We start from the raw sequence: 20,090 nt of genomic DNA, 5'->3' as shown, positions 1-20,090 counted from the left end.
ACCGCATGACACGAACCGTTTACGCCCTGGCCCGCTACCAGAACTGCGCGACGGCCATCGACTTCCTGACCGCCGCCTTCGGGTTCCGGGTGCACGAGGCGTCCAAGAACGACCAGGGCGTGGTCAACCACGCCGAGCTCCTCGTCGGGGACGACCTGATCATGGTCGGGGAGGGCAAGCCGGGCGGTCCCGGCATGTACATCGCCGTCGACGACCCCGACGCCCACCTGGCCCGCGCCCGGGCCGCCGGGGCCACGATCACGATGGAGCTCACCGATCAGCCTTACGGGTCGCGCGAGTACGCCTGCCAGGATCCCGAGGGGAACGTCTGGTACTTCGGGACTTACCGCCCTTAAGCCCTTTTGGTAGCCCTGCCGGTTTTGGTGGCCCTGCTGGTGCCCGTCTTGACGCGGCCTCCCTCACCCGCGCCGGAACCGGCAGGTTGGGGCATATGACCAGCGAAACAACGGCCATCGGCCGTCCGATACGGGTTGAGGTGTACGCCGACCTCGCGTGCCCCTGGTGCCGACTGGGCACGCACCGTTTCCACCGCGCGGTGGAGGCGTTCGGTGGTGCCGCCGAGCTCGTCCACCTGCCCTACCAGCTCGCCGCCGACGCCCCGCAGGAGGCTCGGCCGCTGATGGAGGCGGTGGCCGAGATGTTCGGCCGTGAACAGGCGGCCTTGATGACCTCGGGCATGGCCGAGTTGGGGGCGAGGGAGGGGGTGGAGTATCGGTTTGATCGGGCGGTGGCGGTCAACACGTTCACCGCGCATCGGCTGCTGTGGTTCGCGCTGCGGGAGTACGGTGCGGGGGCCCAGGCAACGCTCGCTACGGCGCTGTACGAGTCGCACTTCCGTGACGGCGGCGATCTCGGCGACCACGCCGTGCTGAGCGACGCGGCGGCGCGGGCCGGCGTGCAGGGGGCCGAGGAGTTCCTCGCCTCGGCGGAAGGCGTCACCGAGGTACGCGAGCAGGTCGCCGCGGCTCGGGCGGCCGGGATCACGACGGTGCCGACCTTCGTCTTCCCCGGCGCCGAGCCGCTCAGCGGCGGGGTCGACACCGCCACCCTGCTCGCCACCCTGCGGCGGTCATCCGGCACGTCTCCCCGCCCCGAGTCGCGGCTGCCCGCCGCGCCTCTCGGCCCTGACCGGCCATCCGGCGCCGCGTCCTTCGACGCCGGGCCACAACCGGCCGCCGCGTCGCCCGACCCGGTGTCGCGGCCGTCCGCCGCGACCCGCACCGACCCTCGGGGATCGCGGGAGGGGGCATGACCACGTTCACCGAGGCGGAGATCTCGTATCTGATCAGCCAGCCGCTGGGCCGCTTCGCCACGGTCGGTGCCGGGGGCGGGCCGCACGTGACGCCGGTGGGCGTCTTCTACGACCCCGAGACCGAGGTCGTTGTGATCGGCAGCGTCGCGGACATGGTGGCGAGCAAGAAGTTCCGCGACGCCAGGGCTCGGCCGGACGTGGCGCTCGTGGTCGACGACCTGGCGTCCGTCGATCCGTGGACACCGCGGGGCATCGAGATCCGCGGCCTCGCGGAGACGCACCTCGACGGCGGCGAAGAGCTGGGTGAGCGGCTGGGAGCCGGGTTCCCGTTCGACGCCGCGTGGATCGGCATCCGACCGCGCCGCGTCCTGGCCTGGGGCCTCGACGGCGACACGTACGGCCTCTCCGCCCGCGACGTCTGACGACACGGAGGCCACGCGCTGAACGCCGGCCCACTCCCGACACGTCCTGAACGCCCGTCCACGCCCGACGCGCCCTAACGCCCGACGCGCGCTAAGCGACCGCCCACGTCGGACCCATCCCCAAGACCCAATGTGCCCCGAACGGCCGCTCAGGCGCGGTGTGCCGCCGCTGTGAAGTGCGTCTCCTCCGGAGCGGGGACCGGGAGCGGGTGGGCGGCCGCGGGACGCAACCCATCGAACATCATGCTGAGATAGCGCCGCCAGAGCCCAGGCACCGTGTCACCGAGTGGCGCGGTGGCCTGCGAGGCGGCGTTGATCAGCAGCACGATGTCGTGTCCGGTGACGTCGTCGCGGACAGACCCCTCGCGCCTGGCCTCGGCCGTGAGCGCCTCCGCGACGGCCGCCAGGCGCTGGCTGGCCCGCCGCACCTGCGGATCGGCCCGGGCGATCGCCCCCGCCGCCTGGCAGAAGGCCCGATCGCTGACCTGCGCCTCGACACCCGCACTCATGAACGCCAGCAACGCGTCCGCGCCACGCGCCGCCATCGCGGGGCCCGCGCCTGCCTGCACGCTCGCACCAATACCTGCGCCCACCTGCACGCTCGCACCGATGCCCGCGCCCGCCTCCGCACTCGCATCAATACCCTCGCCAGCACCCATACCTGCCCCCGCTCCCGTCCCCCGCAGGAGCGCCTCTCCGATGGCGGCCAGGTCGTCGAGTTGGTCGGCGAAGATCGCCGTGATGAGCTGCTCCTTGGTGGCGAAGTGGCGGAACACGGTCCCCTTGCCGATCCCGGCCCGCACCGCGATCTGCGCCACCGAAACATCCATCCCATGCTCCGCGAACTCCGCGGCAGCCGCGTCGAGCAGCAACCGCCTGTTACGCATGGCATCGGCCCGCATCGTCCCCACAAACCGACCCTATCCCAACCGGACCGGCCGGTCATATTATGCTGAGCACTCATAACATGACCAACCGGTCCGGTTAAGCGAGGAGACGCCCATGCGGGCATTGGTGGCAAGGCAGTACGGCTCGGCGGACGTACTGGCGATGGAAGACATCCCGGCACCGGAACCGGGCCCCGGCCAGGTGCGGGTGCGGATCACCGCCGCGGGACTGAACCCGGCCGATCTCCGCATCCTGAGCGGGGTGATGCGGGAGTCGGCTCCGCTGGCGTTCCCGCACGTCCCGGGCAGCGACTTCGCCGGTACGGTCACCGGCGTCGGCGACGGAGTCTCCCGATTCGCCCCAGGGGACGAAATATTCGGCCTCGGCCTCCCCTACGCGGCGAAGGCCATGGCGGACCTCACTGCCACACCGCCTTCCCTGACCACGGGCACCATGGCCGAATACGCGCTCTTCGACGCCGACACCCCGGCCCTGGCCCACCGCCCGCCGGACCTGCCCGCCGACCACACCGCCACTCTCCCGATCGCCGGCCTGACAGCTCTGCCCCTGCTGCGCGCCGGAACGTTCACTCGCGGCACGAAGGTGGTCGTGATCGGCGCGGCCGGCGGGGTCGGCGGCGCGGTGGTCCCGCTGCTGGCCGCGTGCGGCGTCCATGTGATCGCCACCGCGATACCCGACGACGAGCCGTACGTTCGCGCGCTGGGAGCCGCCGAGGTGATCGACTACCGCTCGACCGATCCAGGCGCGGAGACCCTGCGCCGCCACGCGGACGGCGTGGACACCCTGGTCAACCTGGCCCAGTCGGGCCCCGCCCTGGTCGGCACGGCCCGCGCCATCCGGCCGGGCGGGCGGCTGCTGAACATCGCCTTCCCCAGCCCCGACCCCGCGGCCTTCGCCGACATACGGGTGGACACCGTCTACACCCACGCCGACCCCGGCGACCTGGACGAACTGGCCGCGCTGGCCGTACGCGGAACCCTGCCGAACACCATCACCCACCGCTACGGACCAGCGGAAGCCACGCGAGCCTATGCAGACCTCGCGAACAACCACACGATCGGCAAGCTTGTCGTCATGTGGCCATAAGGCCGCAGGTCAGCGAGGGAAGATGACCGTCTTGTGGCCGTCGAGCAGCACCCGCTGCTCGGCGTGCCACTTCACGGCCCTCGCCAGCGCGACGCACTCCACGTCCCGGCCGAGCGCCACCAGGTCCTGTGCGGAGTGGCTGTGGTTCACGCGCGCCACCTCCTGCTCGATGATCGGCCCTTCATCCAGGTCCGACGTGACATAGTGCGCGGTCGCGCCGATCAGCTTGACGCCCCGGTCATGCGCTTGGTGGTACGGCCTGGCGCCCTTGAACGACGGCAGGAACGAGTGATGGATGTTGATGGCCCGCCCCGCCAGCTTCTCGCAGAGATCCTCCGACAGCACCTGCATGTATCGCGCCAGCACCACCAGGTCCACCTGATAGTGCTCGACCAGTGCCAGCACCTCCGACTCCTGCCTCGCCTTGGTCTCGGGCGTGACGGGCAGGTGGTGATAGTCGATGCCGTACGACTGGGTCAGGGGGCGGAGGTCGGGATGGTTGGACGCGACGGCGACGATCTCGATGTCCAGGGACTTGGCGCGTACGCGGTAGAGCAGATCGTTCAGGCAGTGGTCGAACTTACTGACCATGATGAGCACGCGCGGCTTCCTGGCCACCTCACGCAGCTTGACCTCCATGCCGAACTCCGGCGCCAGGGCGGCGAAGGCCGTACGCAGGTCGTCTTCCGGCAGCGGCGCCGCGAACTGGACCCGCATGAAGAACCGCTGCGCCTGCTGATCCCCGAACTGCTGGCTCTCGATGATGTTGCAGCCGCGCCCGGCCAGCAGGCCGGAGACGGCGGCCACCACACCGGGCCGGTCGGGGCAGGACAGGGTCAGGATGTACTCGGCAGAGCTCATGGTTTCACTCTCGCGGACAGGGGATCATGGGGTGGCTTCTGGCTGACCTGGGCAGACTATCTCTCACCGGCCTACTCATGGAGCGCCCGCCTGTGGAATCCGCCGTACTGATCGCGATCGCGTGCCTGTTCGCGTTCGTGTCCGGGATGAACGACGGCGGTGCCCTGCTCGCGACCGGGCTGAAGCTGCCGGCGATACGTCCAGCGGTCGGCATTCTCACCCTGGTGGTGCTGGTGGCGTTGGTGCCGCTGGTCACCCATCGGGTCGCGCTGACGTTCGTGAATCGGCTGGCCACGTTCCAGGGGGCGGGGGCGAAGATCGCGATGGCGGTCGCGGTGGTCGCCGCGCTGATCGTGGTCATGACGCTCAGCGCGAGAGGCCGCCCGACCAGCCTCACCCTGGCCATCGTCGGCGGCCTCACCGGGGCCGGCCTGGGCTGGGGGCTGCCGGTCTCGGCCGGGTCGGTCTCCCTGGTGCTGGCCTTCGGCCTGGCCGCACCCGTCGTGGGCGGCTTGCTGGCCTGGGTGATGATCCGGCTGCTGGTCAAGGTGACGACCAGCCACGGGCTGACGCGCTGGCACTGGGCGGGCTTCCTGCTGCAGACCATCGCCTACTCCGCCAACGACGGCCAGAAGATGCTCGCCGTCTTCATGATCGTGGTGGGCTTCTCGGACGCACCGCTCACCTACACCTCGCTGGGGGCGCTGCTGTTCGGGCTCGGCACCGGGTACGGCCTGCCCAGGGCGGGACGTACGCTCAGCCGGGAGATCATCGTCTCCCGGCCCCTGCACGGCGTGGCGGCCGAACTGGCCTCAGGCATCGCGGTGATCGCCTGCTCGGCACTGGGTATGCCGGTGAGCATGACCCAGGCCATCGCCGGCGGCCTGATCGGCGCCGGCGTGGCGCAGGGCGCCGGCCGGGTCCGCTGGTACGCCGCCGTCAAGATCGTCATCGCCTGGCTGCTGACGCTACCGGCGAGCGCGCTGCTGGCTGGCGTCGCGGCGTACGTGGTGAAGGCGGTGACGGCGTGAACCACCTGGGGCGAGGGGGCTGGACGTGAAGCGGTTGCGGCGGATCCGGGCGCTGATGTCGGGACACATGGACAGCGCGCTGAGCGAGGCCCTGCTCGGCCAGTTGGCGGCGACCAAGGAGGGCGCCTGGCTGGCGATGGCCATGATCGGCGGAGAGGTGGGCAGGACGGGCGCGCACGAGAAGATGCGCGTGATCGAGCACCTCGGCGACGAGGAGCGACGCCACCTGGTGGAGGAGCTCAAGTCGGCCCTGGTCACGCCGATCGACCGGGAGGACCTGTTCCGCCTCTCCCGCTCGATCGACGACGTCCTGGACTCGCTGCGCGACTTCGTCCGGGAGTCGTACCTGTATCGGGTGCCGGACCAGATCCGCTTCACCCCGCTCCTCGACCAGGTCATCGAGGGCATCGACGCCCTGGAGAACGCCGTACGCGTCCTCGCCTCCCACCCCTCGGCCGTGGTCCACGACGCGCTGGCGGCGAAGAAGACGGGCGGCTCCATCAGGCGCATGTACCAGTACGAGATCGCCCGCATCTTCTCGGGCGAGCTGACCGCGAACGCGATGAAGGAACGCGAACTGGTGCGCCGCCTGGAGATCGTCGGCGTGGCCATCGGCGAGGCCGCCGACGCCATCGCGGACGGCGCCATGAAGCGTTGACCCATACGCGCTTGAGGTGGCTGGAGGAGGAGAAGGACGCGTGGAGGCCCAGATCAACAGTGACCGTCCCGCCGCGCGGGTGGTCTGCATGGACGCCGACGGCCGGGTACTGCTCCTGCGATGGCGTGACCACGTCAGCGGCGAGGCGCTCTGGGAGCCGCCGGGTGGCGGGATCGATCCCGGCGAAACGCCCCTGGAGGCGGCCGCCCGGGAGCTGGCCGAGGAGACCGGCCTGCCGGGGGCGGCGGTGTCCGGTCGGTGGGTGCCCGTCCATCGGGACTTCACCTGGCTCGGTGTGCGGTACGTGAAGACCGAGCCGTTCTACCTGGCCTGTTTCACCAGGCGAACCCCCGAGGTGGATCCGGGTGAGCTCACCGAGGAGGAGGTTCGGGCCTACCTCGGCTACCGATGGTTCACCACCGACGAGCTGCCGCACGGCGTCCAGCCGCCCGAGTTGGCCGAAGTGATCGCCGAGCTCACCGCACCGAGCTGAGTCCGATACGAGTCACAGTTCCAGGGTGAGGCCGCCCGTGGCCACGGCGAGTTCGCCGCCATACGTCTTGGCGGCCGCTGCCAGCGCGGGCTCGGGTGGGCTGTCCGGCCACAGGTGGGTGAGCACCAGCCGGGCCACACCGGCACGAGCCGCCGTACGGCCCGCGTCGAGGGCGCTCGACAGATAGGGCGCGTCCTCGTCGGGCACCCGTTCCGGATAGGTCGCCTCGGCCAGCAGCACGTCGGCGTCGCGCGCCAGCTCGGCCAGGGCGGGGGCGGGCCCGGTATCGCCCGTGTACGCGACCACCCGGCCGCCGCCGGTCAGCCGGAGTCCCGCGTTGGGCACATGGTGCGGAAGCGACCAGGTGTCCAGGCGGAAGGGCCCGATCTCGTACGGCCTGCCAGGAGCCAGGTCGTGCAGGAGGAAACTGCCGGCCAGCATGCGAGCCTTGTCCAGCGCGAGCACGGCGGTGAGGGCATCAGGCGGCGCGTACACCGGTAGGGCGGCCGGCGGTGCGTCGCCCAGGGCGCGGGCCCGGAGCAGCGGGTTCAGGTCGGCGCAGTGGTCGGGGTGGCCGTGCGTGACCAGCACCGCGTCGATCTCCTCGGCGGCCGTCAAGGCCAGCAGCCTGGGCAGCGTGGCGTAACCGGGGTCGATGAGCACCCGGAAGCCCTCATGCTCGACCAGATAGCCGTTGCACGCCTGCCCGGCCGCGGGCCACGCGCCGCAGCCACCCAGCACTGTGATTCTCACCATAGCCAGGAAACATAGCGGCTTCAGGCGCCGCGACAGTGGCCTCCGCCGGCGGGGTCAGCATCAGCCCGAGCGGCGGTGGCCCAGCTCCGTCAGCGTGGTCAGCATCAGGCCGCGCAGCAGCCCGCCTGCCACCTTCTCGTGTTCGCCCTCCACCGGCAGCCCCTCGGTCACCCGAGCCCGGTAGATCTCCCGCTCTCGCGGGTCGGTATAGGGCTGCGCCGTCATCCCCACCACGACCGTCGCCCGGGTGCCGCCCCTGGGCAGCACCGCCACGGCATGCGTGCGCAGGCAGGTCTCGTCCGGGGCGCCGTACCAGCCGCACTTGATCCCGGCCTCCGGCGAACCGAGCGCCTCGCGGGCGCCGAACTGCTGCTTGCCCGTGACCTCGCGCATCCACTCGAGGATCGTGCCCGCCACCGGGTCGCCGGCGGCGGCGGTCTGGGCGAGCGCGGCGTAGGCGGTGGCGACCTCGTCGGCCGCCACCTCCACCGAGCCGAACCTCGACGGGTCCCCGTTGGGCGGCGCCCAGAGGACGCCCGTGCGCTGGTAGATGTCGTCCAGGATGACCCGGGGTCCGACCGCGAGCCAGAGGTTGAGCGTGTCGGCGTTGGACGAGACGACCACGGCCGGCTCGGCGTGGCGGCGCCAGCGTTCGTGGTCGGGGAAGTGCGCGGCCGTCACCCACGCGTACAGCGGCTTGAGCAGCGAGGCGCAGCGCAGCCGGGCCAGGCCGACACGGACGCTCACGGCGCGGGCGGGCGGGCCGCCGTAGCCACGCCTGATGCCCGCTGCCTGGGCACTGGCTCCTTCTTGGAGGTCACGCAACAGCTCGTCGAAGGACACAGGGCCAACCGTAGTCCTTATGAGCGAGCTCCCAGCGCGCTTCGTACCGATCCGTGTCCGGAGAGTCGCTGTGGCGCCGGGCCGTCTGGTGCGATGGCCAGGAGGCGTTCCACTCGGCTCCACTGTTCCGTATACGGAACGACACTCTCCCAGGCCGGCTACCGTGTCAAGAGCCACGCCACCGCGATAGGCGCGGCACCGCAGACCGGGCTAAGGGCCGCGCCACCACCAGGCCAGCGCGATCGCGCCGAACACGAGAGCCGGCCCGCCGACCGCGACGAGCAGCCGCCTGCCCCTGGCCACCTCCCCGTCCGTCACGAAGGCCGCCATGGCACCTGCCACCGCGAACGCCACCGCCGCCGTCACCACGTGGGCGAACCTGGACGACCAGGACGGGAGCACCTCACCCGCCAGCGTGACGAGCAGCAGCATGGCCGCCGTCACCCAGGCCACCCGGAAGGCCGGGCGTACCTCCACCCGGTTGAGCGCCACGACCGACAAGGCGAACGTGCACACGGTGATCGCCAGGAGGGTGCCGAGGGCAGGGGGCAGGCAGTTCCAGTCCTCGCAGGCGATGGCCGTCCATCCGATGCGGGCGGTGGCCCACCAGAGAACGCCCAAGGCGGCGTAGACGGCGGCCGCCCTGACCGCCCGTTGTTTCGGCATGCCTACATACTGGTCGACCGGAGACGGGCCGCCTGCTCGTCGTCGGCCGCCGCTTCGGCCGGGTGGCCGAGGGCGCGTTGGACGATGGCGCGGTTCTCGTAGAGGGCGGGCTGGAAGGGTTCCAGCGTGATGGCCCGCGTCAGGTCGGACAGCGCGCCCTCCCAGTCTCCCGACTCGTAGCGCAGGACGCCCCGGTTGCCCCAGGCCGACACCAGCTCGGGAGCCGCGTCGACGGCCAGGTCCAGCGCCCGGCGCGCGTCGCTCAGCCGTCCCGCCGCGGTCTCCAGCTGGCCCAGCACGACCAGCAGGTACGGATTGCCGGGCGACTGGACGAGCCCGATCGTCACGTCGGCCCTGGCCTCCTCGTCCCGCCCGAGCATGGCCAGCAGGCCCGCCCGGTTGATGTAGGCGTCGAGGTAGGCCGGGTCCAGCTCGATCACCCGGCCGAGGTCCATGAGGGCGCCGGCGAAGTCTTCGCGCACGATGCGCAGCTCGGCCCGGTTGTAGTACGCCTCGGGCAGCGGCGGTCCGGCCAGCATCGCCCGCTCGTAGTCGGCCAGCGCCTCCCCGTGCCACCCGAGCCGGTAGAGCAGGTTGCCGCGGTCGAGGTAGTAGTCGGGGAACGTCGGGTCGATCGCGATGGCCGCGCCGTACTCGTCCAGCGCCTCCTTGTCCCGCCCGAGCGACGCCAGCAACTGGGCGCGGTTGGCCAGCAGCACCATCCGGTGCACCGGGTGCCGTTCCCCCAGCTCATCGGCCAGGTCGAGGGCCGACTCCACCAGGTCGAGCGCCTCGTCGGCGTGACCCCGCCGCAGCTCGATCAGCGCGAGCCCGTTGCGGTCGAAGCCGAGCTTGAAGGCGCGTTCCACGGGGTCGGGCAGCAGGCTGGAGATGGCTATCGCCTGGTTCATCCAGCCCGTGGCCCGGCCCAGGTCGCGCTGGGCGGGGTCGGGGTGGCGGGCGTCGAGCATGGCGGTGCCGTACGCGCCGGCCGAGTGGACGGCGGGATCCTGGCTCGACCGGCGGGCGGCCTCCCACAGGATGCGGGCCTCGAGTGTCTGGCCGAGCGCGCCGAGCGCGGTCGCGGTGCGCTGCGCGAAGAACCACCACTGCGCACTGCCGGGCTCAGTGAGCGAGAGCCCGCGCTGCCCCAGCTCGGCCAGCGCGGGCAGGAAGCCCTCCCTCGTGCAGCGGTCGACGAGTTCGCGCAGTTCATCGGCGTCACGCGCATCCTCGGGAGGCTCTGGCCCGGCAGCATAAACCATGATCATCAGGATGTCCGGCGGGATCCGGCGCATCATCACGTCGAGCAGTTCGGCGTCGGTGGAGTCGGCCTCGGCGGCGTTGCACACCGCCAGCGCTCTGCCGGGCGGCACCACCGCGCGGACGAACTCCGCGATCCCGTTGGCCAGCCGCAGAGTCCGGCGCGGCGCGGGCACCAGAATGCGCTCCTCATCGGCCAGGTCCACATCCAAGGACATCCTTCGGGCAGGCACCCGGTCGCGTAGACCGGGTGCCGCCGCTCGGATCTCGATGTCATGGGCCGCCACGAGATCCTTGGAGCTGTCCAAGGCGGCCGGGACCAGGTGGTGCAGCAGCGCGGATCCGACGGTGTAGGGACCGAGCGGTCGTCTGTGCCCGTTGATCACCGGCATCAGCAGCTCTACGGCCTCCCATCGGGCGGGCGGTGCCCCCTGAGCCCTGAGATGGGATCTCCCCTCGATCACCCCTTATGGATGACGCTGGAGGTCCCAGCAAGCCTGGCGGTGCCAGGCTTGCGGACGGCGATGCGCTTCATGATGCACCTTCCACTGTGGGTTAATATTCACCACTATCGGACACTTCAGCGAATATCAAGATTTATGGCGAATAAGTGGTTGGTGCATCAATAAGAACCTCTTGTTTTTTGACTGCAATTAGTGGCCTATTGGGACCGAAACCAGCGGGAGATTGACACCGTCCTCTTCTGTCCAGATTTTTCGACCAACGCGCACAGACAACGGCCGGTGAGGTCGATCGACTGGCAGCCTTCGTGAGAGAGATTCTTCGCTTTGACGATGTTGATGGCCTGTTCGATCAGCCGATCAAGACTGGGCTCCCTTGTCCCCTTGTGCGAATGCGCGTTCCACGGGCACGCCTCAGGGCGCACACAAGCGCTCTTCGTGGGGTACGACACCGCGGACCGCTCTAACTTCAGCGGGTCGTCCCGCTTGACCTTCAGGTCGGCCAGCACCTTCCTGGCCTTCCTGCTCGCCATGACCAGGGACCGGTCTCGTCCGTCTGCCGGTGAGCCCCTGCCGGGCACCGCCAGGAGCATCGCCACCGCCATCAGCCCGCCGCCCACGATCATGCTCAGGCCCACCTGCTCGTGGAACCAGATCACCGCGATCGCCGTCACCCACAGTGGCTGCGACGACATCAGCACGGCGCTGGGGACGGCCGGCACGTGCGCCTGGCCGTACGAGCGGGCCAGGAAGCCCAGAGCGCACGAGACGACGGACAGGTGGGCGAGTATCCCCCAGTCGGACAGGGTGGCGGGCACGGCGAACCCGTCGCGCGCGGCCAGCACGCCGGTCATGGCGCCGATGGTGGCGAGCTGGATGACGGTGAGCGCGTACGCGTCGAAGGCCTTCTCGGCGCGCGAGAGCCGCGCCAGCAGCAGCGTGTGGCCGGAGTAGAGGGCGGCGGCGCCGAGCGTCACCCCGAGCGCGAGCACGGAGATCTCCCGGTCCTCGGTGCCGCGCATCAGCGTGAACGCGGTCATGCCGGCCAGGGCCAGCCCCACCCCCGCCCAGACCCGGCCGGGCACCCTGACCCGGAACATCACCAGGGCCAGGATCGGCGTGATGACCACGTTGCACCCGACGGCGAATCCCGACACCGCCGAGGGGAGGCTGTCGAGGGCGATGGCCTGGGCAGACTGTCCGACCCCGAACATGATGCCCAGGATGACCCCGTTGATCCAGGTGTCCCGCGACAGGCGCCAGAGGCTGCGCGGCCGGATCAGAAAGAGCGTCAACGCCGCGAGGACGTATCGCTCGGCGAGCAGATCCTCGACGGGTAACCGCAGGATGAGATCTTTCATCAGCGGGAACGCCGACCCCCACGCGGCACTGACGAACAACAGAAGCACGGCTCCCATAAGGGGTCGGGGAGCGGGCACGACTGCCATGTCAAAAAGCATCTCACTACTATCAGCAGCCGTCGGTGTACAGGCAGCAGCCGGTGATGTTCCTCTACCACCGAGAGGAACGAGCCTCACCCGCAGTTGCGTACATCCGTATCCGCAGGAGTGTTCAGTGCACTATTTCCGCCACATCCGCTCCCCGCACCCACGGCCTGACTACGGAGCGTGCCCGCCCGCGCCACGGGCGCAGGCGGGCGCGTCCGCATAAGGGCACGTCCGTAAAGGAGAGAGCAAGGATGGGCGAGCGCGGCGCTACGACTCCAGCGCGTCCGCCGACTCGACGGCCAGCCGGTCGCTGCCCCGCCGGAGGCGTTTCTCGCCATAGACGACGACCAGGTCTCCGACCTGCCGCCGGGAGATCTCCCGCCAACCGTGCCGCTCGTACAGTGCCAGAGCGGCTCCCTGGTTGAGCGTGGTGTCGCCGCGTACAAGGTGGAATCCCAGCTCCACCGCTCGTTCCTCCAAAGCCAGCAGCATGGTGGCGCCGAAACCGCGCCTCTGGAAGCCGGGATGGACCCGCAGCCGGCACACCTCGGCCGTCTCCGAGTCGATGGGTCTCAGGCCGCCCATGGCCACGACCCGCGAGCCGAGCTCGCCGACGAGGAAGTCGCCACCGCACGCCAGGTAGAGCTCCTGGATGCGGGGGAAGTCGTCGTCGTAGTAAACACCGTCGCCCGGCGCCAGTCCCACCTCGGCGAGGCAGATCTGATGCAGGGCGAGGATGGTGTCAAGGTCAGACCAGCGATAGCGCCGGATCTTCAGCTTCATGCACCGCCATTCCCTTCCCCGATGGCCAACTCAGAAGGACGCAGTTGCTCCTGGAACGCGGCCAGGTCGGGATGATTCGCGTCCCGCGCCTTGATCGACTGTTCGAGCGCGACAGCCGGGCGCATGATGAAATCGGTGCGGTACTCGGGGCCGAGCAGCTTCATCGCCTCGATGCCCATGGCGATGGCCTCCCCGACTTCCCCCTCGATCACGCGGCATTGCGCGCGGTCGAGCCTGATCAACGTCTGGTCGATGATGTGATCCTGGTATTTGTCGAGGGCCTGGTCGAGTACGACCTCGGCCTCCAGGGTCTGACCGAGCTTCGTGAGCACGTCACCCTGGTAGAAGTACAGCTGGCGTTCGGTGTAGCCGAAGGCCATATCCTCGCGTTCGTGTGACTTCATGTGCGAGAAAGCGTTCCTGGCCCGCGCCAGCGCGCGTTTGGCCTGGTCGACGACCTCTTTCTTGCTGTCGGTGCCCGAGATCATGGCCAGCGCGCGGGCCTCGACGACCGGGGCCATGGCCTGCGCGGCACACGGTGTCTGGCCGGCCAGGTCGCGGCTCTTCTTGGCCAGGTTGAGCGCCTCGCGGGCGTCGCCGTAGTAGAGCGGGACGAGCGCCTCGCGGGCCGTCACCCAGGCACGCAGCGCGCGGTCGCCGGTCTCGTCGGCGGCGGTGCGGCCGGTGCGGAAGAACGCGCGGGCCAGCCGGTGGTCGCCGAGGTTGATCATGATCATGCCGCTCAGCCCGGCGAGCTGCGCGGCCATGCGGCACAGGCGTTCCTGCAGGTCGATGGGCTGGCGGAACGACATGGCGCTGCGGACGGCGCTGAGTTCGAGCAGCACGTCGCACAGCAGCCGCAGCGGCGCGGTGGTGGTGTACTGCCGCCCGAAGGCGAGCGTGGCCTCTTCCCACTGGTCGAGCATGGCGGGAGAGACGGTGGCCGAGACGAGGATGTTGTCCATCCGCCGCCTGATGCCCTCGGCGGCGCCCAGCACCTCGCCGTCGAACTTGGCGGTCTGGGTGCTGTTGGACAGCAGCTTCAGCAGCGTGCGCCGCAGGATGTTCTCGTCCTCCTCGTCCGAGGGGGACGGGATCGCGTCCGGTCGCTGGTGGATCAGCAGCTCGCGCGGGGAGTTGCTCCCGGCGTTGGTCCGCTCCTTGACATCGGCTCCGAGCACTCCCGGCATCCGGTGGCCATGGCCGCAGATGCACGGACCGTCATAACCGAGGGCGCCCGGCTCGACCCGGTAGACCGAGCAGAGGTAATGGAGATATTCGGGGCCCGGCCGTTTCAGCCCGCTCTCGTAGGCGGACAGCAGGGTCTCGCCGATGCCGGGCGGGGCCTTGGCGTCCCGATCGAACAGGGCTCTGACCTGCTCGATGACGTCAGCCAGCGCGATGCCGTGCGCGAGACGATGCCCTTTGATCTTGGTGGTGCCGAACTGGGGCCCACAGTTTTCGTGGATCTCCTCAGCGATCTGAGCGGAGGTGCGCCCGGTGGCGAGCCCTTTGGCCCGGATCCGGCGCGCCATCTCCGTCTCTCTGTGCTGCCTGCCGGACATCCCGGCCCCTCTCACGCATGTCCCGTCGGTCCGCAACTGCTAACCGAGCGTAGCCTTCAGGTCGCGCTGTGCCTACCAATGACTATGGCCCATTACTGACAGGTTGGAAACGCCTTCTTGGAGGTTCCGGTTAAGGATCGTCCTCCGGCGGACTGTTTCTTACAACCTACGAGGTAGAAGCGGCTCCCCGTGAGCAGAAACACGTCGTTGCGCACTCCGCCGAGTTGAGTCATCTTTGGCCCACCAGCAACGATTCAAGGGAGGGACGAAAGGTGGGGGACGACAACTTCGGGCACCTGGAGCGTTTAGTGTCAGAACTCGACGCTCGCGGGTTGCTCGCACGAGTGGTTCGAACCCAAAGCGGGCGGGTGTTCGTCCGGGTAATCAACCCGAACGCGACGAGCCTTACCGAGAACGTCACCTGCCGGCCTACTGCGGTCGCCGAGCTTCCGGACTGGTGGTACTGCTGGTCCTGGGGCGAGCGCATGCACACGGCCGACGACCCGGCTGGTGCGGCGACCAAGGTCGCACGCGTACTCGCCGCTGTGGGCGAGTGATCCAGCGGTGATCCGGGTGGAGCGCAGCCACCACGGCTCATCGCACCCACGGCGGCTCCTCGGGGCCGGCGGGGTGGTCGGTGCGGAGGGTCTCCTGCTATACCGCAGGGGCTCTGGCCATCCCGCCGGTTCCGCTTCTTGCGGGACTCGTGCTTGTACGGCCAGCCAGCCGTACACAGGAGATGCCCTCCAGGTCCGCCTGGAGGGTGTTCGGGGGACCCCTCCCGGAAACGGCGCGGGACATGCTTCCGGGTGTGTGTCCCAGCCGAGCCGTACGTCACCGGAGCGTCAGGCCTCGCCCTCCGCGGCCCAAGGGGCCTGATGACCCCGTCTTCCCCGGCGTGATGTGACTGCGGCCGGTTCGGTCGGCGGTATCTTTTGGAGCGATCCGCTCGAAAAGACCGTCGACCGAACTGCTTCCGGAAGGGGATCCAACCAGTGTCCCTGCTGGCACCGCCTACTAGCCCTGCGCCGAGTCTCCTGGACCCGTCAAAGATGATCAACGATGTGGGTGCGGCCTGTGAGGGTGACAAATTCCTCTGCGGGTTCTTGCAAGACTGGCTACCCGTGGGCGCCTTCGCCCCGATCATCGCCACGCTCATCACGGTCATCCTGATCCTGGTGATCGCCCTCATCGTGCGGAACATCGCCAAGCGCCTGATCACCCGGGTGGTCAGCAGCGCTTCGACCGGCAGTTCGATCACCGGCCGGTTCCGCAGGTCCAGCGCCGCGACCGAGGGCATCGACGCCCTCCTCAACGAGCGCCGCAAGCAGCGCGCCGAGACGATGGGGTCGGTGCTCAAGCACATCGCCTCGGTCGTCATCATGGGCACCGCCGTGCTGACCGTGCTCGACCGGCTGACGATCCCCATCGCTCCCCTGCTCACCAGCGTCGGCATCCTCGGCGTGGCGATCGGCTTCGGCGCGCAGGAGCTGGTCAAGGACTTCATCGCGGGCATGTTCATGCTGCTGGAGGACCAGTACGGTGTGGGCGACGTGATCGACTCGGGCGCCGCGGTCGGCACCGTCGAGGCGGTCACCCTGCGGATCACCAGGCTGCGTGACGCCGACGGCCGCGTCTGGTACGTCCGCAACGGCACCATCACCAGGGTCGGCAACGAGTCGCAGGGCTGGTCGCGGGCTTACCTCGATGTCCCGGTCGCCTGGAACAGCGACGTCACGACCGTACGGGCCATCCTGGAGAACGTGGCCGAGGAGATCTGGGCCGACCGCGACTTCCGCGAGACGCTCATCGTGCAGGAGCCCGACGTGTTCGGCGTGGAGCAGCTCTCCGACAGCTCGCTGGTGTTCCGGATCTCCGCCAAGACGCTCCCGGCCAAGCAGGCGCAGGTCGCGCGGGAGCTCAGGCTCCGGGTCAAGACCGCGCTCGACGGCGCGGGCATCCCCATGGTCGCCAGCGCATAGGCTTGTACGGTGACTGAAACCTCCTTCTACGACGCCGTCGGGGGCGAGGAGACCTTCCGGCGACTCGTACACCGCTTCTATGAGGGGATCGCGCAGGATCCGCTGCTGCTCCCGCTCTACCCGGAGGAAGACCTCACCGGGGCCGAAGACCGGTTGCGGGGGTTCCTCGTTCAATACTGGGGCGGCCCCAGCACCTACAGCCAGGAGCGCGGGCACCCGCGGCTGCGGATGCGGCACAACCCGTTCGTCATCGGCGAGGCCGAGCGCGACGCCTGGCTGCGGCACATGCACGACGCCGTCGAGTCGCTGGAGCTGCCGCAGGAACTGGAGACCAAGCTCTGGGACTACCTGGTCTACGCGGCACACAGCATGGTGAACTCTCCGACATAGCGGGCATGACCGCCCCATGGACATCCCCTGGTGGCGTGACGCCGTCGTCTACGAGATCTATGTTCGCAGCTTCGCCGACGCCTCGGGAGACGGCGTCGGCGATCTCGCGGGAGTACGCGAGCGCCTGCCGTACCTGGCGGAGCTCGGAGTCGACGCGATCTGGCTGACCCCCTTCTATCCCTCCCCGATGGCCGACGGCGGCTACGACGTGGCCGACTACCGCGGTGTCGATCCGCTGTTCGGGACGCTGGGCGACTTCGAGTCGCTGGTCACCGACGCGCACGAGCTCGGGCTGAAGGTCATCGTCGACGTGGTGCCCAACCACAGCTCGTCCGCGCACCCCTGGTTCCAGGCCGCGCTGCGCGGCGAGCACCGCGACCGCTACATCTTCCGCGACCAGCCGAACAACTGGCAGTCCACCTTCAGCGGCCCGGCCTGGACGAAGCTGCCGGACGGCCAGTACTACCTGCACCTGTTCGCCCCCGGCCAGCCCGACTTCAACTGGCGCAACCCCGAGATCCACCGGGAGTTCCTCGACGTACTGCGGTTCTGGCTCGACCGGGGTGTCGACGGGTTCCGCATCGACGTCGCGATGGGCCTGTACAAGGCGAAGGGGCTGCCGGACGTCAAGGACCAGTCGTTCAAGGCGGTCTCCCCGGTATGGGGCCAGCCCGAGGTGCACGAGGTCTACCGGGACTGGCGCAAGCTGCTCGACGGCTACCCCGGCGAGCGGATGGCCGTGGGCGAGGTGTGGACGGACAGCTCCGAGGACCTGGCGCTCTACGTGCGCCCCGACGAGCTGCACCAGAGCTTCAACTTCGCCTGGCTGCAGGCGCCCTGGTCGCCGACCGCGTTCAAGAAGGTCATCGACGACACGCTGGCCGCGGTGCCGTTCGCCACGTGGGTGCTGTCCAACCACGATGTCGTACGGCACCGCACCCGCTACGAGAGCGCCGACCCGGGCACGGGACTGATGAGGGCCAAGGCGGCGCTGCTCACGATGCTGGCGCTCCCCGGGTCGGCATATCTCTACCAGGGGGAGGAACTTGGCCTCCCCGAGGTGAAGGATCTTCCCCCGGAGGCGCGGCAGGACCCGGTCTTCATCCAGTCGAAGGGCGAGCTGGTCGGCCGTGACGGCTGCCGGGTGCCGCTGCCGTGGTCGGCCGACGGGGGGTCGCTCGGGTTCTCCCCCGATGGGGTGGCGCCGTGGCTGCCGCAGCCGGCCGGCTTCTCGGCGCTCAGCGTGGCGGCCCAGAACGCCGACTCCGCCTCGACACTGGCCTTCTACCGCCGGGCCCTGGCCTGCCGTCGTGAGCTGGTGCGCTCGATCCCGTACACGCTGGAATGGCTGGACTCCCCCGAAAGCGCGCTCTTCTTCACCCGCGGGTCGCTGATCTGCGCCGTCAACTGCGGCACCGAGCCGGTGCGGCTGCCGCCGCACGACGGCGTCCTGCTGCCCAGCGGGCCGCTCGATGGCGACCTGCTGCCACCCGACACCGCCGTCTGGCTACGCGCCCGCTCATGAGGGCCGGGGCACGTCCTGTTCCGCGGTGGCGGGCCGCTCGCCGCGGGCGGGGATGACGGGCAGCGAGATCAGCGCGCACGCCAGCCCCGCCGCGAACCCGGCCCAGTAGCCGGTGGCCGTGATCAGTACCCCGGCCACCGGCGTGACGGCCAGGGACACGATGTTCTGGATGGTGTTGTGGGTGCCGAGCACGCGCCCCGCCGACGCGGGACCGGCGAGCTCGCCCGCCGAGAGGTAGGCGAGGCCGTTGCCCGCCACGGTGATCACCGCGGCCAGCGCCAGCATGGCCGGGCCGAGCCAGGATTCGGTGACCGTGCCCAGCACCAGCAGGGCCAGCACGGCCAGCGAGCCGAACGTCAGCAGCCGCAGCGGCGCCATGCGCAGGCCGGTCCTGTCGGACCAGCGTCCGGCCGCGATGCGCACCGCCGCGCCGCCGATCGCCGCCACGCCGAAAAGCTGCCCCGCCCGTACGCCGTCCCAACCGTAGACACCGACCAGACAGGCCACCCCGTACGTGCTGACGACGACCTGAGGCACCACGTGCAGCGCGCTGGTCGCGTGCACCCGCCAGAGCGCGGGCTGCCGGTACGGCGAGGCGGCGGGCGCCGTCCGCGTGCCCGAGATCGTGTGTGGCGGCTCGGCCAGGAAGAGGGCGGCCAGCACGGCGGCGAGCAGGCTGACTCCGGCGCAGACGACGAACACGCCCGAGATGCCGTGGGCCCGTGCGATCGGCGGCAGGACGAACGCGGCGACGGCCATGCCGAGCGTGTAGGAGACCTGGCGCAGGCCCATCGCGACGCCGCGCTCCGGCGGCTCGAACCAGCGCAGCACGATCCGGCCGCCGCCGACCATGGCCGCGGACCCCATGGCCCCGGCCAGGGCGAGCAGCGGGATCACCGCCCAGATCTCGGTCACGGAGGCCGCGGCGGCGAGCAGCGCGGCGGCCAGCCCGACGCCGATGCCGAGCACCAGCCGCTCACCCCGCCGGTCGGCCAGCATGCCCCAGGCGACCAGGGAGAACAGGATGCCGAGGCCGGGGGCGTTGCCGATGATCGCGGCGACGGGCAGCGAGACACCGAAATATCGCTGGATATCCGGCATGACGAGCGGCAACCCGAACAGTCCCAGCGTGACGCTGGCGTGCGCGTTGACCCCCAGCCCGAGCATCACCCAACGCTTCATACGGCCATGAATCGCCGCAGATAGTCGCGTTCATCGGAGCTGAGCCGGCGCGGCGCGGCACGCTCCACGTCGTAGGCGACGATCACCGAGGTGGCCCGGACGAACAGCTCGTCGTCGTCGCGGATCTCGTGCTCCAGCGTGAACCGGACCGCTCTGAGGTCCGTCACCCAGGTCTCCACCCGGACCGGCTCGGCACGGAAGCCGAGCGGGCGCAGGTAGTCGATCTCGTGACGGGAGACGACGAGCCCTTTGAAGGGGGCGTCACCGGCCTTGTACGGATCGATGTGGAGCATCCCCAGGCGGGCGTCCTCCAGATAGTCGAAGAAGCGGACGTTGTTCACATGCCCGAGAGAATCGATGTCCGCGAATCTCACCATTCGGGGGAAGATATGCCGCTGGGCCAGGGAATGTTCAACCACGGTGGCCACCGTACCCGTCCCGGTCGGGTGGCCTCGCTCCGGGCCGTACAGGCCGGCACCACGGGGCCTGTCAT

General features: G+C 69.8%; 22 protein-coding genes. 11 read left to right on the top strand and 11 right to left on the bottom strand.

Annotated features, from left to right (window positions below):
* Window positions 1–5 precede the first annotated feature (5 nt).
* The 3 genes from KLK06_RS21880 (at window position 6) to KLK06_RS21870 (ending at window position 1,695) form a co-directional block, all read left to right on the top strand.
* The gene (locus KLK06_RS21880) at window positions 6–356 is read left to right on the top strand and encodes a glyoxalase/bleomycin resistance/extradiol dioxygenase family protein (protein WP_214637377.1); all 351 of its coding nucleotides are present in this window, start codon (window positions 6–8) and stop codon (window positions 354–356) included.
* Window positions 357–451: 95 nt separating this feature from the next.
* Window positions 452–1,273, top strand: coding sequence for a DsbA family protein (locus KLK06_RS21875; RefSeq protein WP_214637376.1), 822 nt, complete (start codon window positions 452–454; stop codon window positions 1,271–1,273).
* Window positions 1,270–1,695 carry a PPOX class F420-dependent oxidoreductase gene (locus KLK06_RS21870; RefSeq protein ID WP_214637375.1) on the top strand — a complete coding sequence of 142 codons (426 nt, stop codon included), beginning with the start codon at window positions 1,270–1,272 and terminating at the stop codon, window positions 1,693–1,695. The genes KLK06_RS21875 and KLK06_RS21870 overlap by 4 nt, the downstream gene beginning before the upstream one ends.
* Window positions 1,696–1,844: 149 nt before the next feature.
* On the opposite strand, the gene KLK06_RS21865 is transcribed toward KLK06_RS21870, so the two are convergent.
* Window positions 1,845–2,597: a helix-turn-helix domain-containing protein gene (locus KLK06_RS21865; RefSeq protein WP_214637489.1), complete on the bottom strand. Its 753-nt coding sequence runs from the start codon at window positions 2,595–2,597 to the stop codon at window positions 1,845–1,847.
* A gap of 100 nt (window positions 2,598–2,697) precedes the next feature.
* Here KLK06_RS21865 and KLK06_RS21860 point away from each other — a divergent pair, with 100 nt between their 5' ends.
* Window positions 2,698–3,690, top strand: a complete 993-nt coding sequence (locus tag KLK06_RS21860; RefSeq protein WP_214637374.1) for an NADP-dependent oxidoreductase — start codon at window positions 2,698–2,700, stop codon at window positions 3,688–3,690.
* Between the two features lie 9 nt (window positions 3,691–3,699).
* On the opposite strand, the gene purU is transcribed toward KLK06_RS21860, so the two are convergent.
* Complete coding sequence (gene purU / locus KLK06_RS21855) at window positions 3,700–4,551, bottom strand: formyltetrahydrofolate deformylase (protein WP_214637373.1); 852 nt, start codon at window positions 4,549–4,551, stop codon at window positions 3,700–3,702.
* 92 nt (window positions 4,552–4,643) lie between these two features.
* Between purU and KLK06_RS21850 the strand changes: the two genes are divergently transcribed.
* Genes KLK06_RS21850 through KLK06_RS21840 form a run of 3 tightly spaced genes read left to right on the top strand, consistent with a single transcriptional unit; the run spans window position 4,644 to window position 6,733 of the window.
* Window positions 4,644–5,582: an inorganic phosphate transporter gene (locus tag KLK06_RS21850; protein ID WP_214637372.1), complete on the top strand. Its 939-nt coding sequence runs from the start codon at window positions 4,644–4,646 to the stop codon at window positions 5,580–5,582.
* Window positions 5,583–5,607: 25 nt separating this feature from the next.
* Window positions 5,608–6,240, top strand: coding sequence for a DUF47 domain-containing protein (locus KLK06_RS21845; RefSeq protein WP_214637371.1), 633 nt, complete (start codon window positions 5,608–5,610; stop codon window positions 6,238–6,240).
* A gap of 40 nt (window positions 6,241–6,280) precedes the next feature.
* Complete coding sequence (locus tag KLK06_RS21840; protein WP_308168382.1) at window positions 6,281–6,733, top strand: NUDIX domain-containing protein; 453 nt, start codon at window positions 6,281–6,283, stop codon at window positions 6,731–6,733.
* 12 nt (window positions 6,734–6,745) lie between these two features.
* On the opposite strand, the gene KLK06_RS21835 is transcribed toward KLK06_RS21840, so the two are convergent.
* From KLK06_RS21835 to KLK06_RS21805, 7 genes are all read right to left on the bottom strand, one after another.
* Window positions 6,746–7,489 carry an MBL fold metallo-hydrolase gene (locus tag KLK06_RS21835; protein ID WP_250905752.1) on the bottom strand — a complete coding sequence of 248 codons (744 nt, stop codon included), beginning with the start codon at window positions 7,487–7,489 and terminating at the stop codon, window positions 6,746–6,748.
* 60 nt (window positions 7,490–7,549) lie between these two features.
* On the bottom strand, window positions 7,550–8,332 hold the full coding sequence (locus tag KLK06_RS21830; RefSeq protein ID WP_214637370.1) for a hypothetical protein: 783 nt from the start codon (window positions 8,330–8,332) through the stop codon (window positions 7,550–7,552).
* Window positions 8,333–8,542: 210 nt separating this feature from the next.
* Window positions 8,543–8,998, bottom strand: a complete 456-nt coding sequence (locus tag KLK06_RS21825) for a hypothetical protein (protein WP_214637369.1) — start codon at window positions 8,996–8,998, stop codon at window positions 8,543–8,545.
* A gap of 2 nt (window positions 8,999–9,000) precedes the next feature.
* Window positions 9,001–10,725 carry a tetratricopeptide repeat protein gene (locus tag KLK06_RS21820; protein ID WP_308168381.1) on the bottom strand — a complete coding sequence of 575 codons (1,725 nt, stop codon included), beginning with the start codon at window positions 10,723–10,725 and terminating at the stop codon, window positions 9,001–9,003.
* Between the two features lie 197 nt (window positions 10,726–10,922).
* Window positions 10,923–12,131, bottom strand: a complete 1,209-nt coding sequence (locus KLK06_RS21815) for a DMT family transporter (RefSeq protein ID WP_214637368.1) — start codon at window positions 12,129–12,131, stop codon at window positions 10,923–10,925.
* A gap of 306 nt (window positions 12,132–12,437) precedes the next feature.
* Complete coding sequence (locus KLK06_RS21810) at window positions 12,438–12,953, bottom strand: GNAT family N-acetyltransferase (protein WP_214637367.1); 516 nt, start codon at window positions 12,951–12,953, stop codon at window positions 12,438–12,440.
* Window positions 12,950–14,488 carry an XRE family transcriptional regulator gene (locus KLK06_RS21805; RefSeq protein ID WP_250905751.1) on the bottom strand — a complete coding sequence of 513 codons (1,539 nt, stop codon included), beginning with the start codon at window positions 14,486–14,488 and terminating at the stop codon, window positions 12,950–12,952. Before KLK06_RS21805 ends, KLK06_RS21810 begins: the two co-directional genes overlap by 4 nt.
* Before the next feature lie 398 nt (window positions 14,489–14,886).
* On the opposite strand from KLK06_RS21805, the gene KLK06_RS21800 reads away from it, so the two are divergent.
* From KLK06_RS21800 to KLK06_RS21785, 4 genes are all read left to right on the top strand, one after another.
* Window positions 14,887–15,075 (top strand): hypothetical protein, encoded by a 189-nt coding sequence (locus KLK06_RS21800; protein WP_250905750.1) that lies wholly within the window; start codon window positions 14,887–14,889, stop codon window positions 15,073–15,075.
* Between the two features lie 567 nt (window positions 15,076–15,642).
* The gene (locus KLK06_RS21795; RefSeq protein WP_308168380.1) at window positions 15,643–16,500 is read left to right on the top strand and encodes a mechanosensitive ion channel family protein; all 858 of its coding nucleotides are present in this window, start codon (window positions 15,643–15,645) and stop codon (window positions 16,498–16,500) included.
* A 9-nt stretch (window positions 16,501–16,509) separates the two neighbouring features.
* Window positions 16,510–16,890 carry a globin gene (locus KLK06_RS21790; protein WP_214637363.1) on the top strand — a complete coding sequence of 127 codons (381 nt, stop codon included), beginning with the start codon at window positions 16,510–16,512 and terminating at the stop codon, window positions 16,888–16,890.
* Between the two features lie 16 nt (window positions 16,891–16,906).
* Complete coding sequence (locus tag KLK06_RS21785; protein ID WP_214637362.1) at window positions 16,907–18,415, top strand: alpha-amylase family glycosyl hydrolase; 1,509 nt, start codon at window positions 16,907–16,909, stop codon at window positions 18,413–18,415.
* Here the strand turns inward: KLK06_RS21785 and KLK06_RS21780 are convergent.
* Together KLK06_RS21780 and KLK06_RS21775 are read right to left on the bottom strand one after the other, a co-directional pair.
* Window positions 18,410–19,597 (bottom strand): MFS transporter, encoded by a 1,188-nt coding sequence (locus KLK06_RS21780; RefSeq protein WP_214637361.1) that lies wholly within the window; start codon window positions 19,595–19,597, stop codon window positions 18,410–18,412. The genes KLK06_RS21785 and KLK06_RS21780 overlap by 6 nt on opposite strands.
* Complete coding sequence (locus KLK06_RS21775) at window positions 19,594–19,974, bottom strand: thioesterase family protein (RefSeq protein WP_250905749.1); 381 nt, start codon at window positions 19,972–19,974, stop codon at window positions 19,594–19,596. Before KLK06_RS21775 ends, KLK06_RS21780 begins: the two co-directional genes overlap by 4 nt.
* Between the last annotated feature and the right edge of the window lie 116 nt (window positions 19,975–20,090).

Source organism: Nonomuraea sp. NEAU-A123 (assembly GCF_018603905.1).
Classification (GTDB): Bacteria; Actinomycetota; Actinomycetes; order Streptosporangiales; family Streptosporangiaceae; genus Nonomuraea.
The sequence above is the reverse complement of the archived record's forward strand: the minus strand, read 5'-3'. Positions and strand labels throughout refer to the sequence as shown.

What these genes read in the sequence shown, in the direction of transcription:
- KLK06_RS21880 (WP_214637377.1), top strand. Translation starts at nt 6, where the DNA reads ATGACACGAACCGTTTACGCCCTGGCCCGCTACCAGAACTGCGCGACG.
- KLK06_RS21875 (WP_214637376.1), top strand. Translation starts at nt 452, where the DNA reads ATGACCAGCGAAACAACGGCCATCGGCCGTCCGATACGGGTTGAGGTG.
- KLK06_RS21870 (WP_214637375.1), top strand. Translation starts at nt 1,270, where the DNA reads ATGACCACGTTCACCGAGGCGGAGATCTCGTATCTGATCAGCCAGCCG.
- KLK06_RS21865 (WP_214637489.1), bottom strand. Translation starts at nt 2,597, where the DNA reads ATGCGGGCCGATGCCATGCGTAACAGGCGGTTGCTGCTCGACGCGGCT.
- KLK06_RS21860 (WP_214637374.1), top strand. Translation starts at nt 2,698, where the DNA reads ATGCGGGCATTGGTGGCAAGGCAGTACGGCTCGGCGGACGTACTGGCG.
- purU (WP_214637373.1), bottom strand. Translation starts at nt 4,551, where the DNA reads ATGAGCTCTGCCGAGTACATCCTGACCCTGTCCTGCCCCGACCGGCCC.
- KLK06_RS21835 (WP_250905752.1), bottom strand. Translation starts at nt 7,489, where the DNA reads ATGGTGAGAATCACAGTGCTGGGTGGCTGCGGCGCGTGGCCCGCGGCC.
- KLK06_RS21825 (WP_214637369.1), bottom strand. Translation starts at nt 8,998, where the DNA reads ATGCCGAAACAACGGGCGGTCAGGGCGGCCGCCGTCTACGCCGCCTTG.
- KLK06_RS21810 (WP_214637367.1), bottom strand. Translation starts at nt 12,953, where the DNA reads ATGAAGCTGAAGATCCGGCGCTATCGCTGGTCTGACCTTGACACCATC.
- KLK06_RS21805 (WP_250905751.1), bottom strand. Translation starts at nt 14,488, where the DNA reads ATGGCGCGCCGGATCCGGGCCAAAGGGCTCGCCACCGGGCGCACCTCC.
- KLK06_RS21785 (WP_214637362.1), top strand. Translation starts at nt 16,907, where the DNA reads ATGGACATCCCCTGGTGGCGTGACGCCGTCGTCTACGAGATCTATGTT.
- KLK06_RS21780 (WP_214637361.1), bottom strand. Translation starts at nt 19,597, where the DNA reads ATGAAGCGTTGGGTGATGCTCGGGCTGGGGGTCAACGCGCACGCCAGC.
- KLK06_RS21775 (WP_250905749.1), bottom strand. Translation starts at nt 19,974, where the DNA reads ATGGTGAGATTCGCGGACATCGATTCTCTCGGGCATGTGAACAACGTC.